The organism is Pseudarthrobacter sp. NamE5 (assembly GCF_005796225.1).
GTDB lineage: Bacteria > Actinomycetota > Actinomycetes > Actinomycetales > Micrococcaceae > Arthrobacter.
Genome location: NZ_VAHO01000015.1, coordinates 54,449 through 71,067, shown reverse-complemented (window position 1 = coordinate 71,067; position 16,619 = coordinate 54,449). Strand labels below are relative to the sequence as shown.

17 protein-coding genes and 1 riboswitch are annotated in these 16,619 nt (G+C 67.1%); of the genes, 9 read left to right on the top strand and 8 right to left on the bottom strand.

The window, feature by feature from the left end:
• Nucleotides 1–7: 7 nt before the first annotated feature.
• Complete coding sequence (locus tag FDW84_RS15975; RefSeq protein WP_138610489.1) at nucleotides 8–607, bottom strand: phosphoribosylanthranilate isomerase; 600 nt, start codon at nucleotides 605–607, stop codon at nucleotides 8–10.
• Nucleotides 608–714: 107 nt separating this feature from the next.
• Between FDW84_RS15975 and FDW84_RS15970 the strand changes: the two genes are divergently transcribed.
• Nucleotides 715–1,308 carry a HutD/Ves family protein gene (locus FDW84_RS15970; RefSeq protein WP_138610488.1) on the top strand — a complete coding sequence of 198 codons (594 nt, stop codon included), beginning with the start codon at nucleotides 715–717 and terminating at the stop codon, nucleotides 1,306–1,308.
• Here the strand turns inward: FDW84_RS15970 and FDW84_RS15965 are convergent.
• The 6 genes from FDW84_RS15965 to FDW84_RS15940 are packed head-to-tail and all read right to left on the bottom strand — an operon-like array spanning nucleotide 1,292 to nucleotide 8,206.
• Entirely contained in the window at nucleotides 1,292–2,608 is a 1,317-nt protein-coding gene (locus FDW84_RS15965) for a Gfo/Idh/MocA family protein (RefSeq protein ID WP_240721559.1), read from the bottom strand. The genes FDW84_RS15970 and FDW84_RS15965 overlap by 17 nt on opposite strands.
• A gap of 3 nt (nucleotides 2,609–2,611) precedes the next feature.
• Entirely contained in the window at nucleotides 2,612–3,970 is a 1,359-nt protein-coding gene (locus tag FDW84_RS15960) for a glucosylglycerate hydrolase (RefSeq protein WP_138610487.1), read from the bottom strand.
• Complete coding sequence (locus tag FDW84_RS15955; RefSeq protein WP_138610486.1) at nucleotides 3,967–5,052, bottom strand: ABC transporter ATP-binding protein; 1,086 nt, start codon at nucleotides 5,050–5,052, stop codon at nucleotides 3,967–3,969. The genes FDW84_RS15960 and FDW84_RS15955 overlap by 4 nt, the downstream gene beginning before the upstream one ends.
• 27 nt (nucleotides 5,053–5,079) lie before the next feature.
• On the bottom strand, nucleotides 5,080–5,964 hold the full coding sequence (locus FDW84_RS15950) for a carbohydrate ABC transporter permease (RefSeq protein ID WP_138610485.1): 885 nt from the start codon (nucleotides 5,962–5,964) through the stop codon (nucleotides 5,080–5,082).
• Entirely contained in the window at nucleotides 5,961–6,875 is a 915-nt protein-coding gene (locus FDW84_RS15945) for a carbohydrate ABC transporter permease (RefSeq protein ID WP_205754754.1), read from the bottom strand. Before FDW84_RS15945 ends, FDW84_RS15950 begins: the two co-directional genes overlap by 4 nt.
• The gene (locus FDW84_RS15940) at nucleotides 6,875–8,206 is read right to left on the bottom strand and encodes an ABC transporter substrate-binding protein (RefSeq protein ID WP_138610484.1); all 1,332 of its coding nucleotides are present in this window, start codon (nucleotides 8,204–8,206) and stop codon (nucleotides 6,875–6,877) included. Before FDW84_RS15940 ends, FDW84_RS15945 begins: the two co-directional genes overlap by 1 nt.
• A gap of 122 nt (nucleotides 8,207–8,328) precedes the next feature.
• Between FDW84_RS15940 and FDW84_RS15935 the strand changes: the two genes are divergently transcribed.
• The 7 genes from FDW84_RS15935 (at nucleotide 8,329) to FDW84_RS15905 (ending at nucleotide 13,422) form a co-directional block, all read left to right on the top strand.
• Nucleotides 8,329–9,510, top strand: a complete 1,182-nt coding sequence (locus FDW84_RS15935; protein ID WP_138610483.1) for an ROK family transcriptional regulator — start codon at nucleotides 8,329–8,331, stop codon at nucleotides 9,508–9,510.
• A 94-nt stretch (nucleotides 9,511–9,604) separates the two neighbouring features.
• Complete coding sequence (locus FDW84_RS15930) at nucleotides 9,605–10,135, top strand: ferritin (protein WP_138610482.1); 531 nt, start codon at nucleotides 9,605–9,607, stop codon at nucleotides 10,133–10,135.
• A gap of 66 nt (nucleotides 10,136–10,201) precedes the next feature.
• Nucleotides 10,202–10,267: riboswitch (guanidine-III (ykkC-III) riboswitch) on the top strand.
• Between the two features lie 9 nt (nucleotides 10,268–10,276).
• A complete protein-coding gene (locus FDW84_RS15925; RefSeq protein WP_138610481.1) occupies nucleotides 10,277–10,600 on the top strand; it encodes a DMT family transporter in 324 nt (107 codons plus the stop codon).
• Nucleotides 10,600–10,968, top strand: a complete 369-nt coding sequence (locus FDW84_RS15920) for a DMT family transporter (protein ID WP_138610534.1) — start codon at nucleotides 10,600–10,602, stop codon at nucleotides 10,966–10,968. The genes FDW84_RS15925 and FDW84_RS15920 overlap by 1 nt, the downstream gene beginning before the upstream one ends.
• 106 nt (nucleotides 10,969–11,074) lie before the next feature.
• A complete protein-coding gene (locus tag FDW84_RS15915) occupies nucleotides 11,075–11,701 on the top strand; it encodes a nucleoside/nucleotide kinase family protein (protein WP_138610480.1) in 627 nt (208 codons plus the stop codon).
• Between the two features lie 41 nt (nucleotides 11,702–11,742).
• A complete protein-coding gene (locus tag FDW84_RS15910) occupies nucleotides 11,743–12,735 on the top strand; it encodes an aldo/keto reductase (RefSeq protein ID WP_138610479.1) in 993 nt (330 codons plus the stop codon).
• Nucleotides 12,736–12,771: 36 nt separating this feature from the next.
• Nucleotides 12,772–13,422, top strand: coding sequence for an MBL fold metallo-hydrolase (locus FDW84_RS15905; protein ID WP_138610478.1), 651 nt, complete (start codon nucleotides 12,772–12,774; stop codon nucleotides 13,420–13,422).
• 185 nt (nucleotides 13,423–13,607) lie between these two features.
• Here the strand turns inward: FDW84_RS15905 and FDW84_RS15900 are convergent, their stop codons facing one another.
• The gene (locus FDW84_RS15900) at nucleotides 13,608–15,488 is read right to left on the bottom strand and encodes a DEAD/DEAH box helicase (protein WP_138610477.1); all 1,881 of its coding nucleotides are present in this window, start codon (nucleotides 15,486–15,488) and stop codon (nucleotides 13,608–13,610) included.
• Nucleotides 15,489–15,824: 336 nt separating this feature from the next.
• On the opposite strand from FDW84_RS15900, the gene FDW84_RS15895 reads away from it, so the two are divergent.
• Nucleotides 15,825–16,580, top strand: a complete 756-nt coding sequence (locus FDW84_RS15895; protein WP_138610476.1) for a class I SAM-dependent methyltransferase — start codon at nucleotides 15,825–15,827, stop codon at nucleotides 16,578–16,580.
• Nucleotides 16,581–16,619: the final 39 nt, after the last annotated feature.

Sequence of the window (16,619 nt, the reverse complement as noted above, 5' to 3'; positions counted from 1 at the left end):
CGGGGATTCAGCCTTTCGCGGCGCGAACGAAGGCGCTGATTGCAGCCAGGTCCTTGACCCCCCGGGATGCCTCCACTCCGGAGGAAACGTCCACACCCCAGGCATGTGCCGCGGCGGAAGCCTGTTCCACGTTGTCCGGATCCAGTCCGCCGGCCAGCAGCCAGTGCCGCCCCTTGAGGACAGGGAGTGCCGCCACCGAGGCGTAGTCCCACGACTGGCCCGATCCGGGGACGGCGGCATCAATCAGGAGCAGGTCCTCTCCCCAGTCCTCCAGCTCCTCGGGCGCGGCATCAATGGTGACGGCCCTGATCAACTTCATGCCGGCGTCGTGCACGGTGGCAACATCTTCGCGGGAGCGCTGACCGTGAAGCTGGATCCATTCCAGTCCGGCAGCGCGGGCGATGGCAACGGCGTCGGCCACCGGCTCATCCCGGAAGACCCCGACGGGGGAAACCCCGGCCGGCACCTCGGCCCGCAGGGTAGCGGCCTGTGACGGCGAGACCACCCGGGCACTGGCAGTAAGGACGAAACCCACCGCGTCCGCCCCGGCATCCACTGCTGCGCGTACAGATTCCGGCGTGCTGAGACCACACACTTTGACGAACATTCCCGGCTCCTTCAGGCTGTTTTCGTGTTGTCCCCCCGCAGGAGAGTAGCAGGCGGGAATGGAAGCTGCCGAGACGGGGTGCGAGGCAGGGCAACTAGGCTGGGCACATGGAGATCATCCGCTTTGCCAGTCTCAAGCCCGAACCCTGGCGCAATGGGGGCGGAGTGACGCGGCAGCTTGCCAGCCATTCCGCTTCGGGGTCAGCCAATTCCGGAGACCGTTACGGCGGCTGGGACTGGCGGGTCAGCATCGCAGATGTCACCAAAGCCGGGGACTTCTCGCCGTTTCCGGGCATGGAGCGGGTCCTTACCGTGGTGGAGGGCGAACTCCTGCTGCTCACCGTGGACGGCGCCGAGCAGGCCATGGAGAAGTACCGGCCATTCCGGTTCCCGGGCGGCGCCGCCACATCCGCAAAACTGCCCACCGGTGACGTTCGGAACCTCAACGTCATCACCCGGAGCGGTGCCTTCAAGGGCTACACGTCCATCGTGGAGATCTCGAAGAAACGCGCCCACCCTCTCTTCGACGGGCAGCTCGGCGTGCTGCTGCAGGGCCAGGCCACAGCTGCTGACGAAACAACCGAGCCTGTGCCCCTGGACCGCTATGACGCGGTGGTGGGCTCCGACAGTGCTTCGCCGCAGGTCCTGGGCCGGGGGTTCCTTGCTGTGGTGTCCATCAGCCAGGTCACTGCACAGGGCTGAACTGGTCCACTGCCGCCACCGTCCCATGGTGGCGTGCCTCCTCGGCAGCGAAAACGGCAGCGTGGCTGACCAGGGACTCCTCCAGCCCGGACACCACGCCCGACCAGTCCCCGCTGGCCAGTGCCGCCACCCACGCCCCTACCAGCCCCCTGTCGCCGCCCTCATGGCGTTCGCCTCGTACCAGGGGGACGGCGGCGGGAACAGTGTGAACGGCGGTTTCTCCCGTCAGGAAGTCGTAGACGGAGATGGCTCCCGCCTCCACCGAGATTTCCCCGCGGCTGCCAAAGATCCTGGTCCGGCGCGGGCCTGCAGCGGTAAATGCCGTCGCAGTGAAGGCGGCGGTTACGCCGTTACCGTATTCGAGGTTCACCACCTGGTGGTCCACCACGTCGTTGTCCGAGGAGTAAACGCAGCGGCCGTAAGGCCCGGTTGCCAGCGCCTGCAGCAACGATTCCGCGGTGCCGCCGGGATCCACCACTTCGCTGAAGTGCGCCCTGGCGGGATCCGCTGCGGCACCGTTTTCCGGGCGGCCGGCCCCATAGATCCTGACGGCGGAGTACGGGCACTGCGGTTCCGCAGGGCAGTCGATGCAGCGGGGGGCGGCGCCCTCCGGTGCACCTTCAGGGCGGAAGTGGGCCAGTTGGCCGAAGGATGACACCCGCACGGGCTGGCTGCCGATGATGAAAGAGAGCCAGTCGACGTCGTGGGTGCACTTGGCGAGCAGGAACGGACTTGAGTCCTCCTCCCGGCGCCAGTTTCCCCGGACATAGGAGTGCGCGAAATGCCAGAAACCCACCGGTTCCAGGTGCTGGACGGAGATGATCCGGCCCACCGCACCCTCGGCCAGGAGCTGCCGCAGCAGGGCGGTCAGCGGTGTGTAGCGCAGGACATGGCAGACCGTAGCGCTGACTCCCGTGTCCCGGGCAAGCTGTGCCAGCGCTGCGCACCCGGCCGGGTGGACGGCCACGGGCTTCTCCAGGAGGATCGGATAGCCCAGCATGGCCGCCGCCTCAAAGGGCCCCTCATGCTCGCGGTCCGGGGTGGCAATGATGACGGCATCCGCGGAAGGCCGCGCTGCCAGCATCGATTGCCAGTCCTCGAAGACGCCGGCCGGGGGCACGTGGAGTTCAGCGGCCAGGTTCTCACGGAGGGTCCGCCGCGGCTCGGCAATACCCGCGATGGTGGCCTGGCCGGTGGCGGCGGCAAGCCGGGCATAGGCCGCGCCCCTCGCTCCGGCACCTGCCACGAGGAGCCGCACCGGTTGCCGGGAAGCCGCAATTCCCCGCCCTGGCTCCGCCACCGGTCATCCGTTCTCAGGGTTGTCGGTAAGCCATTCCAGGGCAACAGCGGCTGTCCATGACTGGTCCATGCTTCCGAGCGGCTCGCCGGTGAACGGCTCGTAGTACTCCGCGAAGTGGCCCTCCATCAGCTGGGCCAGGGACGCTTCACGCAACTGGCGGTAGCGCTTGTCGTCACCGCGCCTCCGCAGGCAGTGGGCCAGGTACCAGTTCATCACCGGCCAGACCGGTCCGCGCCAGTACTGCCGCGGCTTAAGGCCCTCATAGGTGGTGGAGGTGGAGGCAGGAAGGGGAAAGGCCAGGCGCGGATCGCCGGTCCAGTCCGGCCCCTCGAAGATTTCCAGCTGCCGTTCCAGGAGTGCCTGGTCCGCGGTGGAGATGAGGGGCGCGAACCCGGCCATGGTGGGCAGCCCGATCCATTCCCCGGTGAGCACATCGCGGTCCCGCGCGAGCCCTGTCTGCCCGTCCACGCTCCTGTCAACGCCGTCGCGGAATTCCCTGGCCCACTGCCGCAACCGGAGTGCCTCCTCCGGCAGGCCGAATTGCTCTGCCAACACGGCAAGGTCCTCATTCGCGGCGGCGAAAATGGCGGACATGAACACGTCCTTTACCTGGAAGGCCATCACCCCGGGCAGTCGGGCGTCATCAAAGCCCACGTCCGCCATCTGCTGCACCAGCCACAGGTAACGCCTGTACTCCTCGTCGCTGGGCCGCTGGCTGTGGTCGGTGACCTTGAGGGTATCAGTGCGGACAAACGGCTCCATCTCTCCGGACTTCACCCTGGAGTACGGGCCGTCGAAGCGGGGTGAATTGTCCATCCCCGATTCCCAGCCGTGGTAAATCGTCAGCAAGCCCGAGCTGTCTCCGCCGCGGCAGTTGCGGAGCCAGGCGTGCCAGTCCACCCACTGCGGCAGGGACCGGCGGGCGAAATCTTCGGCGAGCCTGGCATCCTCGCCTCCCGCCGCCGTCGCCCGTTCCACAATGCGGCGCAGCATCGTGGCGTGCACCGGGGGCTGACAGATGCCGCTGGACTCCAGGCCCTCCGGTGAGGCACCGCGTGTCCCCCAGCGATCAACGTCGGGAAAGTAGCCGGGGACGTCGGAGAAGACGATGTGCGGGATCATGCCGCTGGTCCACTGCGCGGCCAGCAGGTAGTCCAGTTCCTGGATGGCACGGGCCACGCTCATTGTTGACAGCCCGGCGGCAACGAAGGCGGCGTCCCAGCTCCACATGTGCGGGTAAAGGTTGGGCGCGGCCGTCACCATGGTGCCGAGGTCGTTGGCACCCAACACGTCCCTGGCACGGCGGCCCAGCTCCGCCAGGTCCTGGATGGGATAACTGTCCCCTTCTGCCGGCAGGCTCATGCGGTGAGCCCCAGCTGGGTCTCCGTGTCAAAGAACCGAATGGCGGACTGGTCAAACCTCAGGCCGACCCTCTCTCCTGAAGAGACACGCACGGTGGAAGCAACCTGCACCTTAATGGTTTGCCCGCCGAGGTCCACTGTCAGCAGGGTGGCGTGGCCGAGGGGCTCCACCACCTCCACCGTGGCGTCCAGCGTCCCCGGTATTCCCCGCTGCTCAAGGTAGATGTTCTCGGCCCGGATGCCGACCATTACAGGGAGGCCGCCGGTCCGCGCCGTGTGGGCCAGGAATTCGGGGGCATCCGTGCTTTGCCCGGCGACTTCCAGGGCACCCTGCTGCGTGACGCGGCCTTCCAGGAAGTTCATTGGCGGGGAGCCGATGAATCCTCCCACGAACCGGTCCGCCGGCTCCTCATACACCGTGATGGGATGCCCCAGCTGCGCGATCTGCCCCTTCTTCATCACCGCGACCCGGTCGGACAGGCTCATTGCCTCAACCTGGTCATGGGTGACGTAAAGGGTGGTAGAGCCCAGCTGCTGGACAATCTTCTTCAGCTCCGCGCGGAAGTCCAGGCGCAGAAGGGCGTCGAGGTTGGACAGCGGCTCGTCCATGAGCAGCACATCAGCGTCCATGACGATGGCCCTCGCGACGGCGACGCGCTGCCGCTGCCCGCCGGAAAGCTGCGCGGGGTAGCGGTCAAGGTACGGGGTCAGTTGCAGCAGGTCCGCTGCCCAGGCGACCTTCCGCTCGATCTCGTCCCGGGGAACCTTCTTCATCACCAGGCCGAAGCCGATGTTGGTGCGTACCTTCCGGTGCGGGAAGACGGCGTAGGACTGGAACACCATGGACAGGTTCCGGTCCTGCGGCGGCAGGTAGGTCACATCCCTGCCCCCGATGGAGATGCTTCCCTCGTCCGGGAAGTCCAGTCCGGCCACCATGCGCAGCAGGGTGGTTTTCCCGCAGCCCGAGGGCCCGAGCAGCACCATGAACTCGCCCTCTGCAACCTCGAGAGAGACGTTGTTCGTGGCCAGCTCGGTGCTGCCGGGGTAGGTCTTGTGAAGGCCCTTGATGGAAATGTCAGCCATGGGACTACAGCCTCTCTGGAAAAGCAGTCAGCGGATGGTGGAGCCCCACATGTTGGTGAGGTAGCGGCGCATGAAGAAGATGAAGACCAGTGCCGGAACCACCAGCAGGAAGCCGCCGGCGAACCGGTAGGCCAGCGGTGATTCTGCGAGGGAAGTCAGGACCTGGGCTGGCAGGGTGCGCTGGTTCAGGGTAAGGATCGACGCGCCCAGGACTTCGTTCCAGGACATGACGAAGGTGAAGATCGACGCCGCGGCGATGCCCGGGATGGCCATGGGCATGACCACCTTGAGGAAGGCCTGCACGGGGCTGCAGCCAAAGATCCGGGCCGCTTCCTCGACGTCGCGGGGCACGCCCAGGAACACCGAGGACGTGATCAGGATGGTGGTGGGCAGCGCCAGTGCGGTATGGAGCAGCACGACGGCGATGACGCTGTCGTACAGTCCCGTTTGCAGGAAGAGCTGCGCCAGCGGCACCGAAAGCACCACGATGGGCAGGGCACGGGTGAACAGGAGGAAGAGCTGGTAAGGGTCCCTGCCCGGAAAGGCGAAACGCGCAACGGCGTATCCTGCCGGAACTCCGATGATCAATGACAGCAGGAGGGTGAAAATGCCTACTTGGACGGAGTTGATCAGGCCCCCCAGGATGCCGGTGGACTGCAGGAACGTTTCCATGGTTTCGAGCGAGAAGTTGTCCGGGATGAAGCTCAGCGGGAATTCCTGCAGTGCCGCCCTGCTGGAGGTGGCGGACAGTGCGATCAGGTAGATCGGTAGCGCCATGAAGAGCGTGATCACGATGCAGGCCGCCTGGAGCAGCATCCGGTTGCGGCGCTGCCTGGCCAGCGGCCTGCGGTCCACCTCCGGCTGCTGCCGGGCCGCTTGGGTTGTGGTCTCGGTGGTTTTCGTGTGGCTCATCGCGGGGCCTCCGACTGGTCTTTCAGGAGCTTGAGGTAGCCGATCGCCGTGATCATGGACACCGTCATGACCACCAGGGCGAGGGCGGAAGCGACGTTGGCGTCCTGCAGGCCGGTGTACCAGCGGTACGTCTCGCCGACCACCAGTGGGAAGTTCTGCCCGGTAAGGGCAAGCGCCACGGCGAAGGTCTGGAAGGCGAGGATGGTCCTGAGGATCAGGGCTGTCTGCAGGCTGGGACGCAGCAGCGGCAGGGTCACGTGCCAGAGCCGGTCCCAGAAGCCCGCGCCGAAGACGCCGGCCGCCTCCTCATAATCCTTGGGGATGGACTGCAGCCCGGCCACCACAATCACGAAGACGAGCGACGTGGCACGCCAGACCTCCGCAATCAGCACTGCCATGAACATCGAGGCGTAGTTGTCGTAGGCCAGCCAGGAGACGGGTTCAAGCCCAAAGGACGCCAGCAGCGAGTTGAGGTAGCCCCGGTCCGTGAAGACGGTCAGCCAGACCAGGCCGGCTGCGAGGTCGCTCACTGCGAGCGGGATGGCCCAGATGTAGAAGTAGGCCGAGGACCCTTTCGGCTTGGCCCGGATCAGCAGGGCCATGGCCAGTGCCAGGACGAACTGGATGGGAATCATCACCACGATCAGCAGCAGTGTGTTGCCGACGGATGACCAGAAGTAGGGGTCCTGTGTCATGCGGGTGAAGTTCGCCGTCGTCAGCCCTTCCGGGCCGCCGAACGCCTGCAGGATGCCGCTCACCATGGGCCAGCCGAAGAGCAGGGTCATGAAGACGATGGACGGGGCAATCAGCAGCATTGCCGCCGAGGTGCCCTTCTTCCTGGGCGGGCGGCCCCGCGGACCGGCCGGCCGGGGCTGGGGCCGTGCGGCTGCGGGGGCGTCGGGGGCAGCCATCACGCTACCTTGCACTGGTCAGCGTCGGGGTCCGGAGCCCAGCACGGCACGTTGAGCGTGTCCATGATGCTGGCAAGCTCCGCACCCTGCCGGTCCAGTGTGGCCTTGACGTCTGCATTGTTCAGGCAGATCTCCTGGAAGCAATTCTTGAACAGCTGTGAAACCTGCGGATCCTTGTCGCCCAGGCCAACGGGCGGGAGGGCAAGGATTGCGTCCCCGGCTTCCTGCTGCGCCTTGACTGCCTTTGCCTCCAGGGCGATGCCGCCCGGCAGGTCGCCTCCGATCTCCGTTTTCACGGTGGGGAAGAAGGCGTTGGACTTCAGCGTCTCGATCTGGGCTTCCGGCCTGGACAGTGCCTTGATCAGCGCAAACGCCTTGTCCTTCTCCGGAGAGCCCTGCGGCACGGCCATCCCGCCGACGATGAGCAGGTAGCCCTTGCCCCTCGGCCCGGACGGGGCCGGTACCATCAGCCAGTCGTCCGGCTTGTTTTGGACTGCGTTGATAAGGCGTGCCACGTGGTCCCACGCCACCAGGACCTCTCCGTTGCCCAGCGGCTCCTGCATGAAGTCGTAATTGGCGGAGGCCGGGTTCGTGTTGGCCCACAGGTCGCGCATGTACGTCCAGGCGGTGACAGCATCCGCGTTGCGGAACGTGGTGATCTGCCCGCCGGTGAAGCTGGGAAGGAGGAAGCCCTGGTAGAAGCGGTGATGGAGGCCCTTCGGACCGGCGGGAATCCCAAAGACGGGACGTCCCCCGTTCGCTGCCTTGGCCGCCTGCGCCCAGGCCAGGTACTGGTCGTAGGTGAGGTTGTTGACATCCGCTCCCGAGGGCAGCCAGTCTAGGGCCTTCTTGTTCACCGCCACCACGTAGGTGGCCTGGATCCATGGGATATACCGCGGTGTATCCGTGCCGAGCTTGGCCAGTTCCAGCAGGTCCTCCGAGTAACCGGCGGAGGAGAGGTCACTGGTGACGGAACTGAGGTCCTCAAACTGCGAGGCGAAGGGAACCAGGTCGCTGTGGAGGCCGCCGGCGATGCCCACCTCCACCTTTCCGGCGGCAAGCTGGGACTTCAAGGTGGTGTTGAAGACGCCGGTGTCCACGGGGTTGTAGGCCACCTGGATGTCCCCGGCGAACTTCTTAAGCGTTGACTCGTACTTCTGGCGTTCCTCGACCGGAGAAAACTGGGTGGACAGGAAGTTGACCGAGCCTTCACCTCCGCTGCCGCTGGTATTGACGCCGCAGGCTGCGAGCACGGGTCCGGTGGCCAGGGCCAGCAGTCCACCCTTCAGCAAGGCCCGCCGGCTGACGTCATTGTAAGCAAGATCGGACATTGGAGCCTCCTGCTGCGAGGGCAGATAGTATTTTTGTCTGATGGTCGATCATAATTGTGTGATCCAGACCACGTCAATGACGGGCAGCAGGATTGCCCGTTCCGGCCGAGAGGGGGGACAGCATGAACCAGCAGCGAACGCTGGTCGGGGGGTCGGGCCAGCCTCCCGTGGGACTGGCGACCAGCGCGGGACACCTTCTTCAGTTGCTCCGCTCGAGTGCAGAGGGATACAGCCGCTCTGCCCTGCTGGAGATCACAGGCATGGCACGGTCCACGCTGTACGAGCGGCTGGACGCCCTGTTCGCGGCCGGCCTGGTGTACGAATCGATCCCACTGCGTTCCCAGCGCGGCAGGCCGCCCCGCGCCCTTCGCTTCGATGACCGCAAGAAACTGGTGCTCGGCATCGAGATCGGACACACCCATGCGGGGATCCATCTCCTGTCCCTGGGCCGCAAGATATTGGCCTCCACCCGCTTGCCGATTGACATCAAGCAGCCCCAGGAGATTGTGATCAGCAACGTCATCGCCGATGCCCTCCGGCTGCTGGATGGAGAACAGCCGGTGGGGGCAGGAGTGGGACTTCCTGCACCGGTGGATCCCCTCCACCGGCTGGGACTCGAACGCACTGTCCTTGCCCACTGGGACCTGCAGCGCCTGCAGGAGGTGATGGAGGCCAAGCTCGACTGCCCGGTCCTGCTGGAAAACGATGCCCGCTCCATGGCGGTCGGGGAGGTACTGGACCCGCTCGAGTCCATTGTGGCGGTGAAGGTCAGCACCGGCGTGGGGTCCGGCATCATCGTCCGCGGCGCGCTGGTCCGGGGTGCGCACGGTGCCGCCGGCGACATCGGGCATGTGCGCATCCCGGAGGCCGCCGGCCGGCGTTGCCGCTGCGGCCGGGACGGCTGCCTTGCGGCGGTGGCGTCCGGGCGGGCCCTGCTGGCCGACCCAAGGTTTGCGCACTACGGGACGCTGCGGCAGCTCACCGATGGCTATGGCAGCGACCCGGTACTGAGAGCAGCGGTGGCAGAGGCGGGACGGGTACTGGGGCGGACACTCGCGGCGACGGTGGGAACCCTCAATCCCGGCCGCATCGCGGTCGGGGGCCTGGTGGGCGTCCTGCCGGAGTTCCTGTCCGCGTGCCGGCAGCAGATCCTCAGTGACGCTTTTGAACCTTCCCTGGTGGATCTGGAAATTGTTCCGGCGGACAGCCGGACCGCCACCGCCATTGGGCTGTGCAAGCTGGTGGAGGAAAGCCTCTACGCCCCGGAGCGCATCGAACAGCTGCTGGCACAGCGGGCAGGCTGAGAGCCAAGCCAGGCGGGAACCAGGACAGCCTCACCTATGCAAAGCAAGGCTTCCCACTCTGGCCCCGCAACAGGACCCTCCCTAGACTCGGGCTATGACCACTTCATCGTTCAACGCGCTCCTGTCCACGCAGATCGGCAATGAGTTCACGGCCTCACAGCAGTACGTTGCCGTGGCCACCTGGTTCGCCAACCAGGACCTCCCCCAGCTGGCAAAGTACTTCTACCGGCAGTCAGTGGAGGAACGGAACCACGCAATGATGATGGTGCAGTACATGCTGGACCGGGACATACCTTTCACCATCCCCGGCGTTCCCGCGGTCCGCAACGACTTCGCTTCCGTTACCGAGCCGCTGGCCCTTGCCCTGCAGCAGGAAAAGGACGTCACCCGCAACATCGAGGACCTGTTCCGGGCAGCCCGCGGCGAGAATGATGCACTGGGCGAGCAGTTCATGCTCTGGTTCCTCAAGGAGCAGGTGGAGGAAGTGGCTTCCATGACTACACTGCTGAACATTGCAGAACGGGCGGACAACCTGTTCGATATCGAGAACTTCATTGCCCGGGAAACCATCGGCGACGGCGGCCGGGACAGCGCCGCCCCCGAGGCAGCAGGCGGCGCCCTCTAAGACCTCCCCGGTGGTGAGGTTGGGCACCAGAGTGGCCCGCCGCCGTCGGCCGTTGCTACGCTGGAAACAAGGCCCAGCACCCGGGCCTCCGGACGACGGTTCAGTACCCGGCACACGACAAGACTGGCCAAAGGACTCCCCGTGTCGTGGCTGATACTCATACTCTCCGGCGCCCTCGAAGCCGTCTGGGCGGCAGCGCTGCACCGCGCGTCCCAGGCCTCGGGCCGCCGGCGGATCGCCCCCGCCGCCCTGTTCCTGGTCTCGGTGGCTGCCAGTACCGGCGGCCTGGCCGTCGCCATGCAGTCCATTCCCACCGGCACTGCCTACGCTGTCTGGGTGGGCGTGGGCGTGGTGCTGACATCCGCTTACGCCATCGTCACCAAGGTGGAGCGTCCGACGGCGGCACGCCTCCTGCTGCTGTCCGGCATCGCCGCGTGCGTGGTTGGCTTGAAGGTGGTGGCGTGATGTTCCGCCGTTCGATTCCGTGGCTGGTCCTGCTGGCCTCGGCGGTACTGGAGGCCGTGTGGGCCACGGCCCTGGGCCTGTCCGACGGTTTCAGCAGGCCGTTGCCCACCCTTGTTTTCGCCGTCACGGCCACCCTGAGCATGCTGGGCCTGGGCATGGCCATCAGGCACATCCCACTGGGCACGGCATATGCGGTTTGGGTGGGAATCGGCGCCGCGCTCACGGTCGCCTGGGCGATGGCCACCGGCGTGGAACCCTTCAGCGTGCTGAAACTGCTGTTCATCGCCGGGATCGTAGGCTGCGCTGCCGGGTTGAAGGCCCTGCCCGGAGGCAAGGAGCCGGACACCGCTGAGTCTCCCCGCCGTTAGGGAGCGCCGACGGCGTGTTCCGGCAAAACGCCGTCGAACGCTGCCTTTCAAAGCCAAGGGTGGGGAGACGCAGCGGATGCACGGACACTCGGTCTAGGCTTTTGGCATGGACTCCCCCGAGACAGCTGAAGCGTTAGACGCCCTGCGTCGGCGGCTGGTGCCCGGGGCACGGGTCATCCTGGGCATTGCCGGGGCGCCCGGCTCGGGCAAGTCAACCTTCGCGGATCGGATCCGGCAGCAGTTCGGCCCTGGACAGGCCGTGGTGGTGCCGATGGACGGCTTCCACCTGGGCAACGCGATCATCGACGGGACGCCCTTGCGGCAGCGCAAGGGAGCGATGGACACGTTCGACGCCGGCGGATACCTTTCGCTGCTCCGCCGTCTGGTGCGCCGGGATGAGCCTGTGGTGTACGCCCCGGAATTCCGCCGGACCCTTGACGAGCCGGTGGCCGCGTCGATCGCCGTCCCCGCGGAGGTTCCGCTGGTGATCACCGAGGGCAACTACCTGCTGATGGAGCAGGAACCCTGGAAGGATATCCGGGCACAGCTGGACGAGGTGTGGTTCGTGGATACACCGCAGGATCTGCGGCTCAGCCGGCTGGTTGACCGGCACGTCTCGTTCGGCATGGACCGGGCGGCCGCGGAGGCCTGGGCAAACGGCCCGGACGAGGCCAACGCCGTGCTGATCCAGGCAACAAGGCCTGCAGCAGACCGCGTTATCCCGTGGCACTAGCCCGGCCCCGAAGAATTGTTGACCCCGAAACAGGAGAACCGATGGCAGCAACCGTGAACCTCGGCGACAACCTCAACGTCAGCCCGCTCGGCTTCGGCGGCAAGGCACTCACCCCGGTCTATGGGGACGTGGATCCGGAGGATGCGCTCAGGACGCTGCACCATGCCGTCGACTCCGGCGTCAGCTTCATTGACACGGCGGATATCTACGGCGGGGGCAGCAACGAGGAACTGATCGCGCGGCTGCTGAAGGAGCGGCGGGACGAGGTGCAGCTGGCCACCAAGTTCGGGCTGGTGGGCACACCCGCGGACGGCTACACAGACATCCGGGGCGATGCCGGCTACATCCGGCATGCCGTGGACCGGAGCCTGCGGCGGTTGGGCACGGACGAGATCGACCTCTACTACATGCACCGCCGTGACCTCCGCGTTCCGATTGTGGAAACCGTGGAGGCCATGGCGGAGCTTGTGCAGCAGGGCAAGGTCAGGCACCTGGGATTGTCAGAAGTGACCGCCCAGGAGCTGGAAGAAGCCTCCGCCGTCCACCCCATCGCGGCGGTCCAGAGTGAATGGTCCATCTGGAGCCGCGACGTGGAACGCAACGTTGTTCCTGCCGCCGCCGCCCTGGGGGTGGGTTTTGTGCCGTATTCGCCGCTGGGCCGGGGATTCCTCACCGGCACCGTCGACGCCTCAAGCCTGGGCGAGAAGGACTTCCGGCGCCGTATCCCCCGCTTCGCCCCGGACGCGGCCAGCGCCAACCAGGCAGTGGTGGACACCGTCCAGTCCGTGGCTGACGAACTGGACGCGACGCCCGCCCAGGTTGCCCTGGCCTGGCTGCTCGCCCAAGGCAGGCGGCTCGGCCTGCCGGTGATTCCCATCCCCGGCACCCGCAAGAGGCACCGGATCGACGAGAACTTGGGCGCACTGGCCCTGGACCTGGCCCCGGCGCAACTGGACGCCCTTGCCCGGGCCTCGGACGCCGTCGTCGGCTCCCGCTCGGCGGATCCCAACTGGGTGTCGGAAGGGCGCGAGTAACCAGGGCCGCAAGCAGTCATCCCTAGACTGAAGCCCATGGACACACTTCTTTACGACCTGCCGGCCCTGACCATCCGCCAGATCTCCGTCAGCGAGATGGACAACAACGTGTACCTGCTGACCGCCAAAGCCACCGGCGAGCAGGTACTGATCGACGCCGCGGACGATCTTCCGGCCATCCAGCACTTGCTGCAGGATGCAACGGCAGACACGTCCGCCCCGCCGAGGCTCGTGCTCATCGCCACCACCCACCAGCACTGGGACCACGTCCGGGCGCTGAAGGAACTGGCGGACGTTACCGGTGCAGCCACGGCAGCAGGGGCGGACGACGCCGACGCGCTGCCGGTTCCGGTGGACCGGCAGCTTGGGCACGGGGACACATTGTCCGTGGCCGGGTTCGAGCTGACGGCGGTCCACCTGCGCGGCCACACCCCGGGATCAATCGCCTATGTGTACGAGGAGCCGCGGGGCCTGACCCACATCTTCTCCGGCGACTCGCTGTTCCCCGGCGGCGTGGGCAACACCCAAAAGGACCCGGAGCGGTTCAACCGGCTGCTGGATGACGTCACGGAGCGGCTGTTCGGCAACTACCCGGACTCCGCCGTAGTGCATCCCGGCCACGGCAAGGCGACGACGCTCGGGGCCGAACGCCCGCACCTTGAAGAGTGGCGCGCCCGCGGCTGGTGAAAGCAACCCGGTGGGTGGGCCCACGCCGGAGGGTTCCCTGGCCGAGCTTGCGAGGCTAGGGAACCGGTGGGTGGGGCCACGCCGGAGGGTTCCTTGGCCGAGCTTGCGAGGCTAGGGAACCGGTGGGTGGGGCCACGCCGGAGGGTTCCTTGGCCGAGCTTGCGGGGCTAGGGAACCGGTGGGGATTAGCGCCCGCGGCGTTCGTTGGATGCCGGAGCCGAGGCGCGGCGGGGACCGCTGCGGGCCGGGCGGCCGGAGCCGCTGCTCTTGCCGGCACCGAACGATTCGCCGGACGTGCCGCCGGTGCTGGATGACCAGACGGCCTTGTTGCCGCCGGAACCTGCAGTCGAGGAAGCCGCAGCCGAACGCTGGCCGCCACGGGAAGCTCCCGCTGCTGCCCGCTGGCCGGTTGCGGGGCGTCCGCCGCGCTGGCCGCCACCGCTTGCGGGGCGGCCGGTGCCGCCACGGGGGGCTTCGCTTCGGGTCACGCGTGATTCGGCGCTGCCGTCTGAGCCGCGGCCGGCTGCTGCCCGGCCACCGGCGGCCGGAACGTCATTGCGGTGGGTGGACGCCGTGCCGCGGCCGCGGGCGTTGCGCCGTGCAGCTGCTGCCGCAACGGCGCGGTCCTCGTTCTGCTCTGCGACGCGGTCGAAAGCTGCACGGGCTTCGGTGCGGCCCTCGAAGGCAGCTGCCCGGCGCTCGGCACGCGGGACGTCGGTGCGGACGGGCTCGGCCGAAACCTTGCCGCGTCCGCCACGGCCGCCGCGGCCACCTGCAACCGGCGAAGCCTGGCGGCGGGCGCGTTTGCGCTCGGCGTTGGCGCCGGTAGAGGTGCCGCCGCCCTGCTTGGGTGCCTTGGCAGCCTGCAGTGCCGCGCGGGTCCGCGGGTCAACCTTGTCCGCGATCTCCCCGACCAAATCACCCACGATGGGCGACGTGGCGGTGACGCGTTCGAAGCTGACGTCTACGCCGGCGGCCTTCATCAGCTTCTTCACGTCGGTCTGCTGCTCGGGCAGGGTGATGGTCACCACGGTGCCGTCGGAACCGGCGCGGGCGGTACGGCCGGAGCGGTGCAGGTACGCCTTGTGCTCGGTGGGCGGGTCGACGTGGATGACCAGTTCGACGTCGTCCACGTGCACGCCGCGGGCTGCGACGTCAGTGGCCACCAGGACGCGGACGTCGCCATTGGAAAACTCGGCGAGGTTGCGGTCACGGGCGTTCTGCGACAGGTTGCCGTGCAGATCGACGGCGGGGATCCCGGCGTCAGTGAGGGTCTTGGCCAGCTTGCGGGCGTGGTGCTTGGTCCGCATGAAGAGGACGCGGCGGCCGGCGCCGGAGGCGAGCTCCACAATCAGCTGCTTCTTCACCGTCTGGTCGTTGACCACCAGCACGTGGTGCTCCATGGTGGTCACCGCGGCCTGCGGATCGTCCACCGAGTGGGTGAGCGGGTTGGACAGGTAGCGCTGGACGATCTTGTCCACGCCGTTGTCCAGGGTGGCGGAGAACAGCAGGCGCTGGCCCTGGCTGGGGGTCATGTCCATGAGCTTCTTGACCACCGGCAAAAAGCCGAGGTCCGCCATGTGGTCCGCCTCGTCCAGGACAGTGACCTCCACGGCCTCGAGGGTCAGGATGCGCTGGCGGATCAGGTCCTCCAGACGGCCGGGGCAGGCGATGACGATATCGACGCCGGTGCGCAGGGCCTTTTCCTGGCGCGCCTGCGAGATGCCGCCGTAGATCACGGTGGTGTTCAGCCCGGCAGCCTTCGCCAGCGGCTCGATGGTGGCGTTGATCTGGGTGGCCAGTTCGCGGGTGGGGGCAAGGACCAGGCCCATGGGGCGGCCGGGCTTGCGGAAGTACGGCGCTTCGCGCTCGGCAAGGCGCGCCACCAGGGGGATGGCGAAGGCGATGGTCTTGCCGGAGCCGGTGCGGCCGCGGCCCAGGACGTCGCGTCCCGCGAGGGTGTCAGGGAGGGTCTTCACCTGGATGGGGAACGGGGTTTCGATTCCCTGCGCGGCCAGGGTGTCGGCAAGGGCTTTGGGCGTGCCGAGGGCAGCAAAAGTAGTCAAAGTCAAAGGTCTTTCAGGCGGTATCCGTGCGGATATCGGCCCCCGGTGCCGGTTGGCCCAGGGGGTTCGCCGAAGAAAATTCAGGTGGTCAACCAGCCAGCTGCCACTTGCAGGACGGCGGCCGGGACCAAATGGAACGCGTTCATCGACGCAGGATGTGCCTCTCACATGAAAAATGCCCACTCCCCCAACAGGGAACTCCTGAAAGGCGGAGCGAGCGGGCATCACTGCACATCAAGTACCTCCATTCTAGCACCACCGGCTGCTGCCCCTTCTCCCGGCCTTTAACCTTCCCTTCCCGTTGCCTTGGCCGGCGGGTCAGGGCAGGCTTGTGGCATGAGCGAACACGCCGGCCACCATGGAACGCACGACGACGAACCGTCGCAGGGCGGCAGCGGCACCTTGAGCGGCGGGATAGGGAGCGGGATCCGCGGCAATGACGCCGCCTCCGTTTGGGATGAGCGGTACCGGACCAAGGCCAGGCTCTGGAGCGGGAAGCCGAACCCGCAGCTTGTCCGGGAAGCCGGCGGCCTGCGTCCCGGGAAGGCCCTCGACCTCGGCTGCGGGGAAGGGGCCGACGCCATCTGGCTCGCACAGCAGGGCTGGACGGTGACCGCCGTCGACGTTTCCGCCGTCGCGCTGGAGCGGGCCCGCGCCCACGAGAAAGCCGCGCTGGCGCGGGAAAGCGTGCATGCCGCCGAGGGCGCCATCGCCAGCCGCATCACCTGGCAGCAGGCCGACCTCAAGCACTGGGATCCCGGCAATTCCTATGATTTGGTGACCTCGCAGTTCCTGCACTCGGAGGAACTCGCCTGGCAGGGGCCGCTCCGCACAGCGGCGTCGGCAGTGAAGTCCGGCGGCACGTTGCTGATCGTGGGCCACCACCCGGACCGGCTTCCGCCGTGGGGCAGCGACCACCACAACCACAGGGAGATGTTCTACACCGGCGACGAGCTGGTCCGGGAACTGGGACTGGATGGTCCAGGGTGGCAGGTCGAGATCCTGACCAGCCGGGAGCGGCCGGTCACCGGACCTGAGGGCCAGCACGCCACCATCGCCGATGTGGTCCTGCGGGCCACCCGGCTCCTCTGACCCCTTCCCTGGAGTTCGCGGCCAGATATGCAGGCTTCA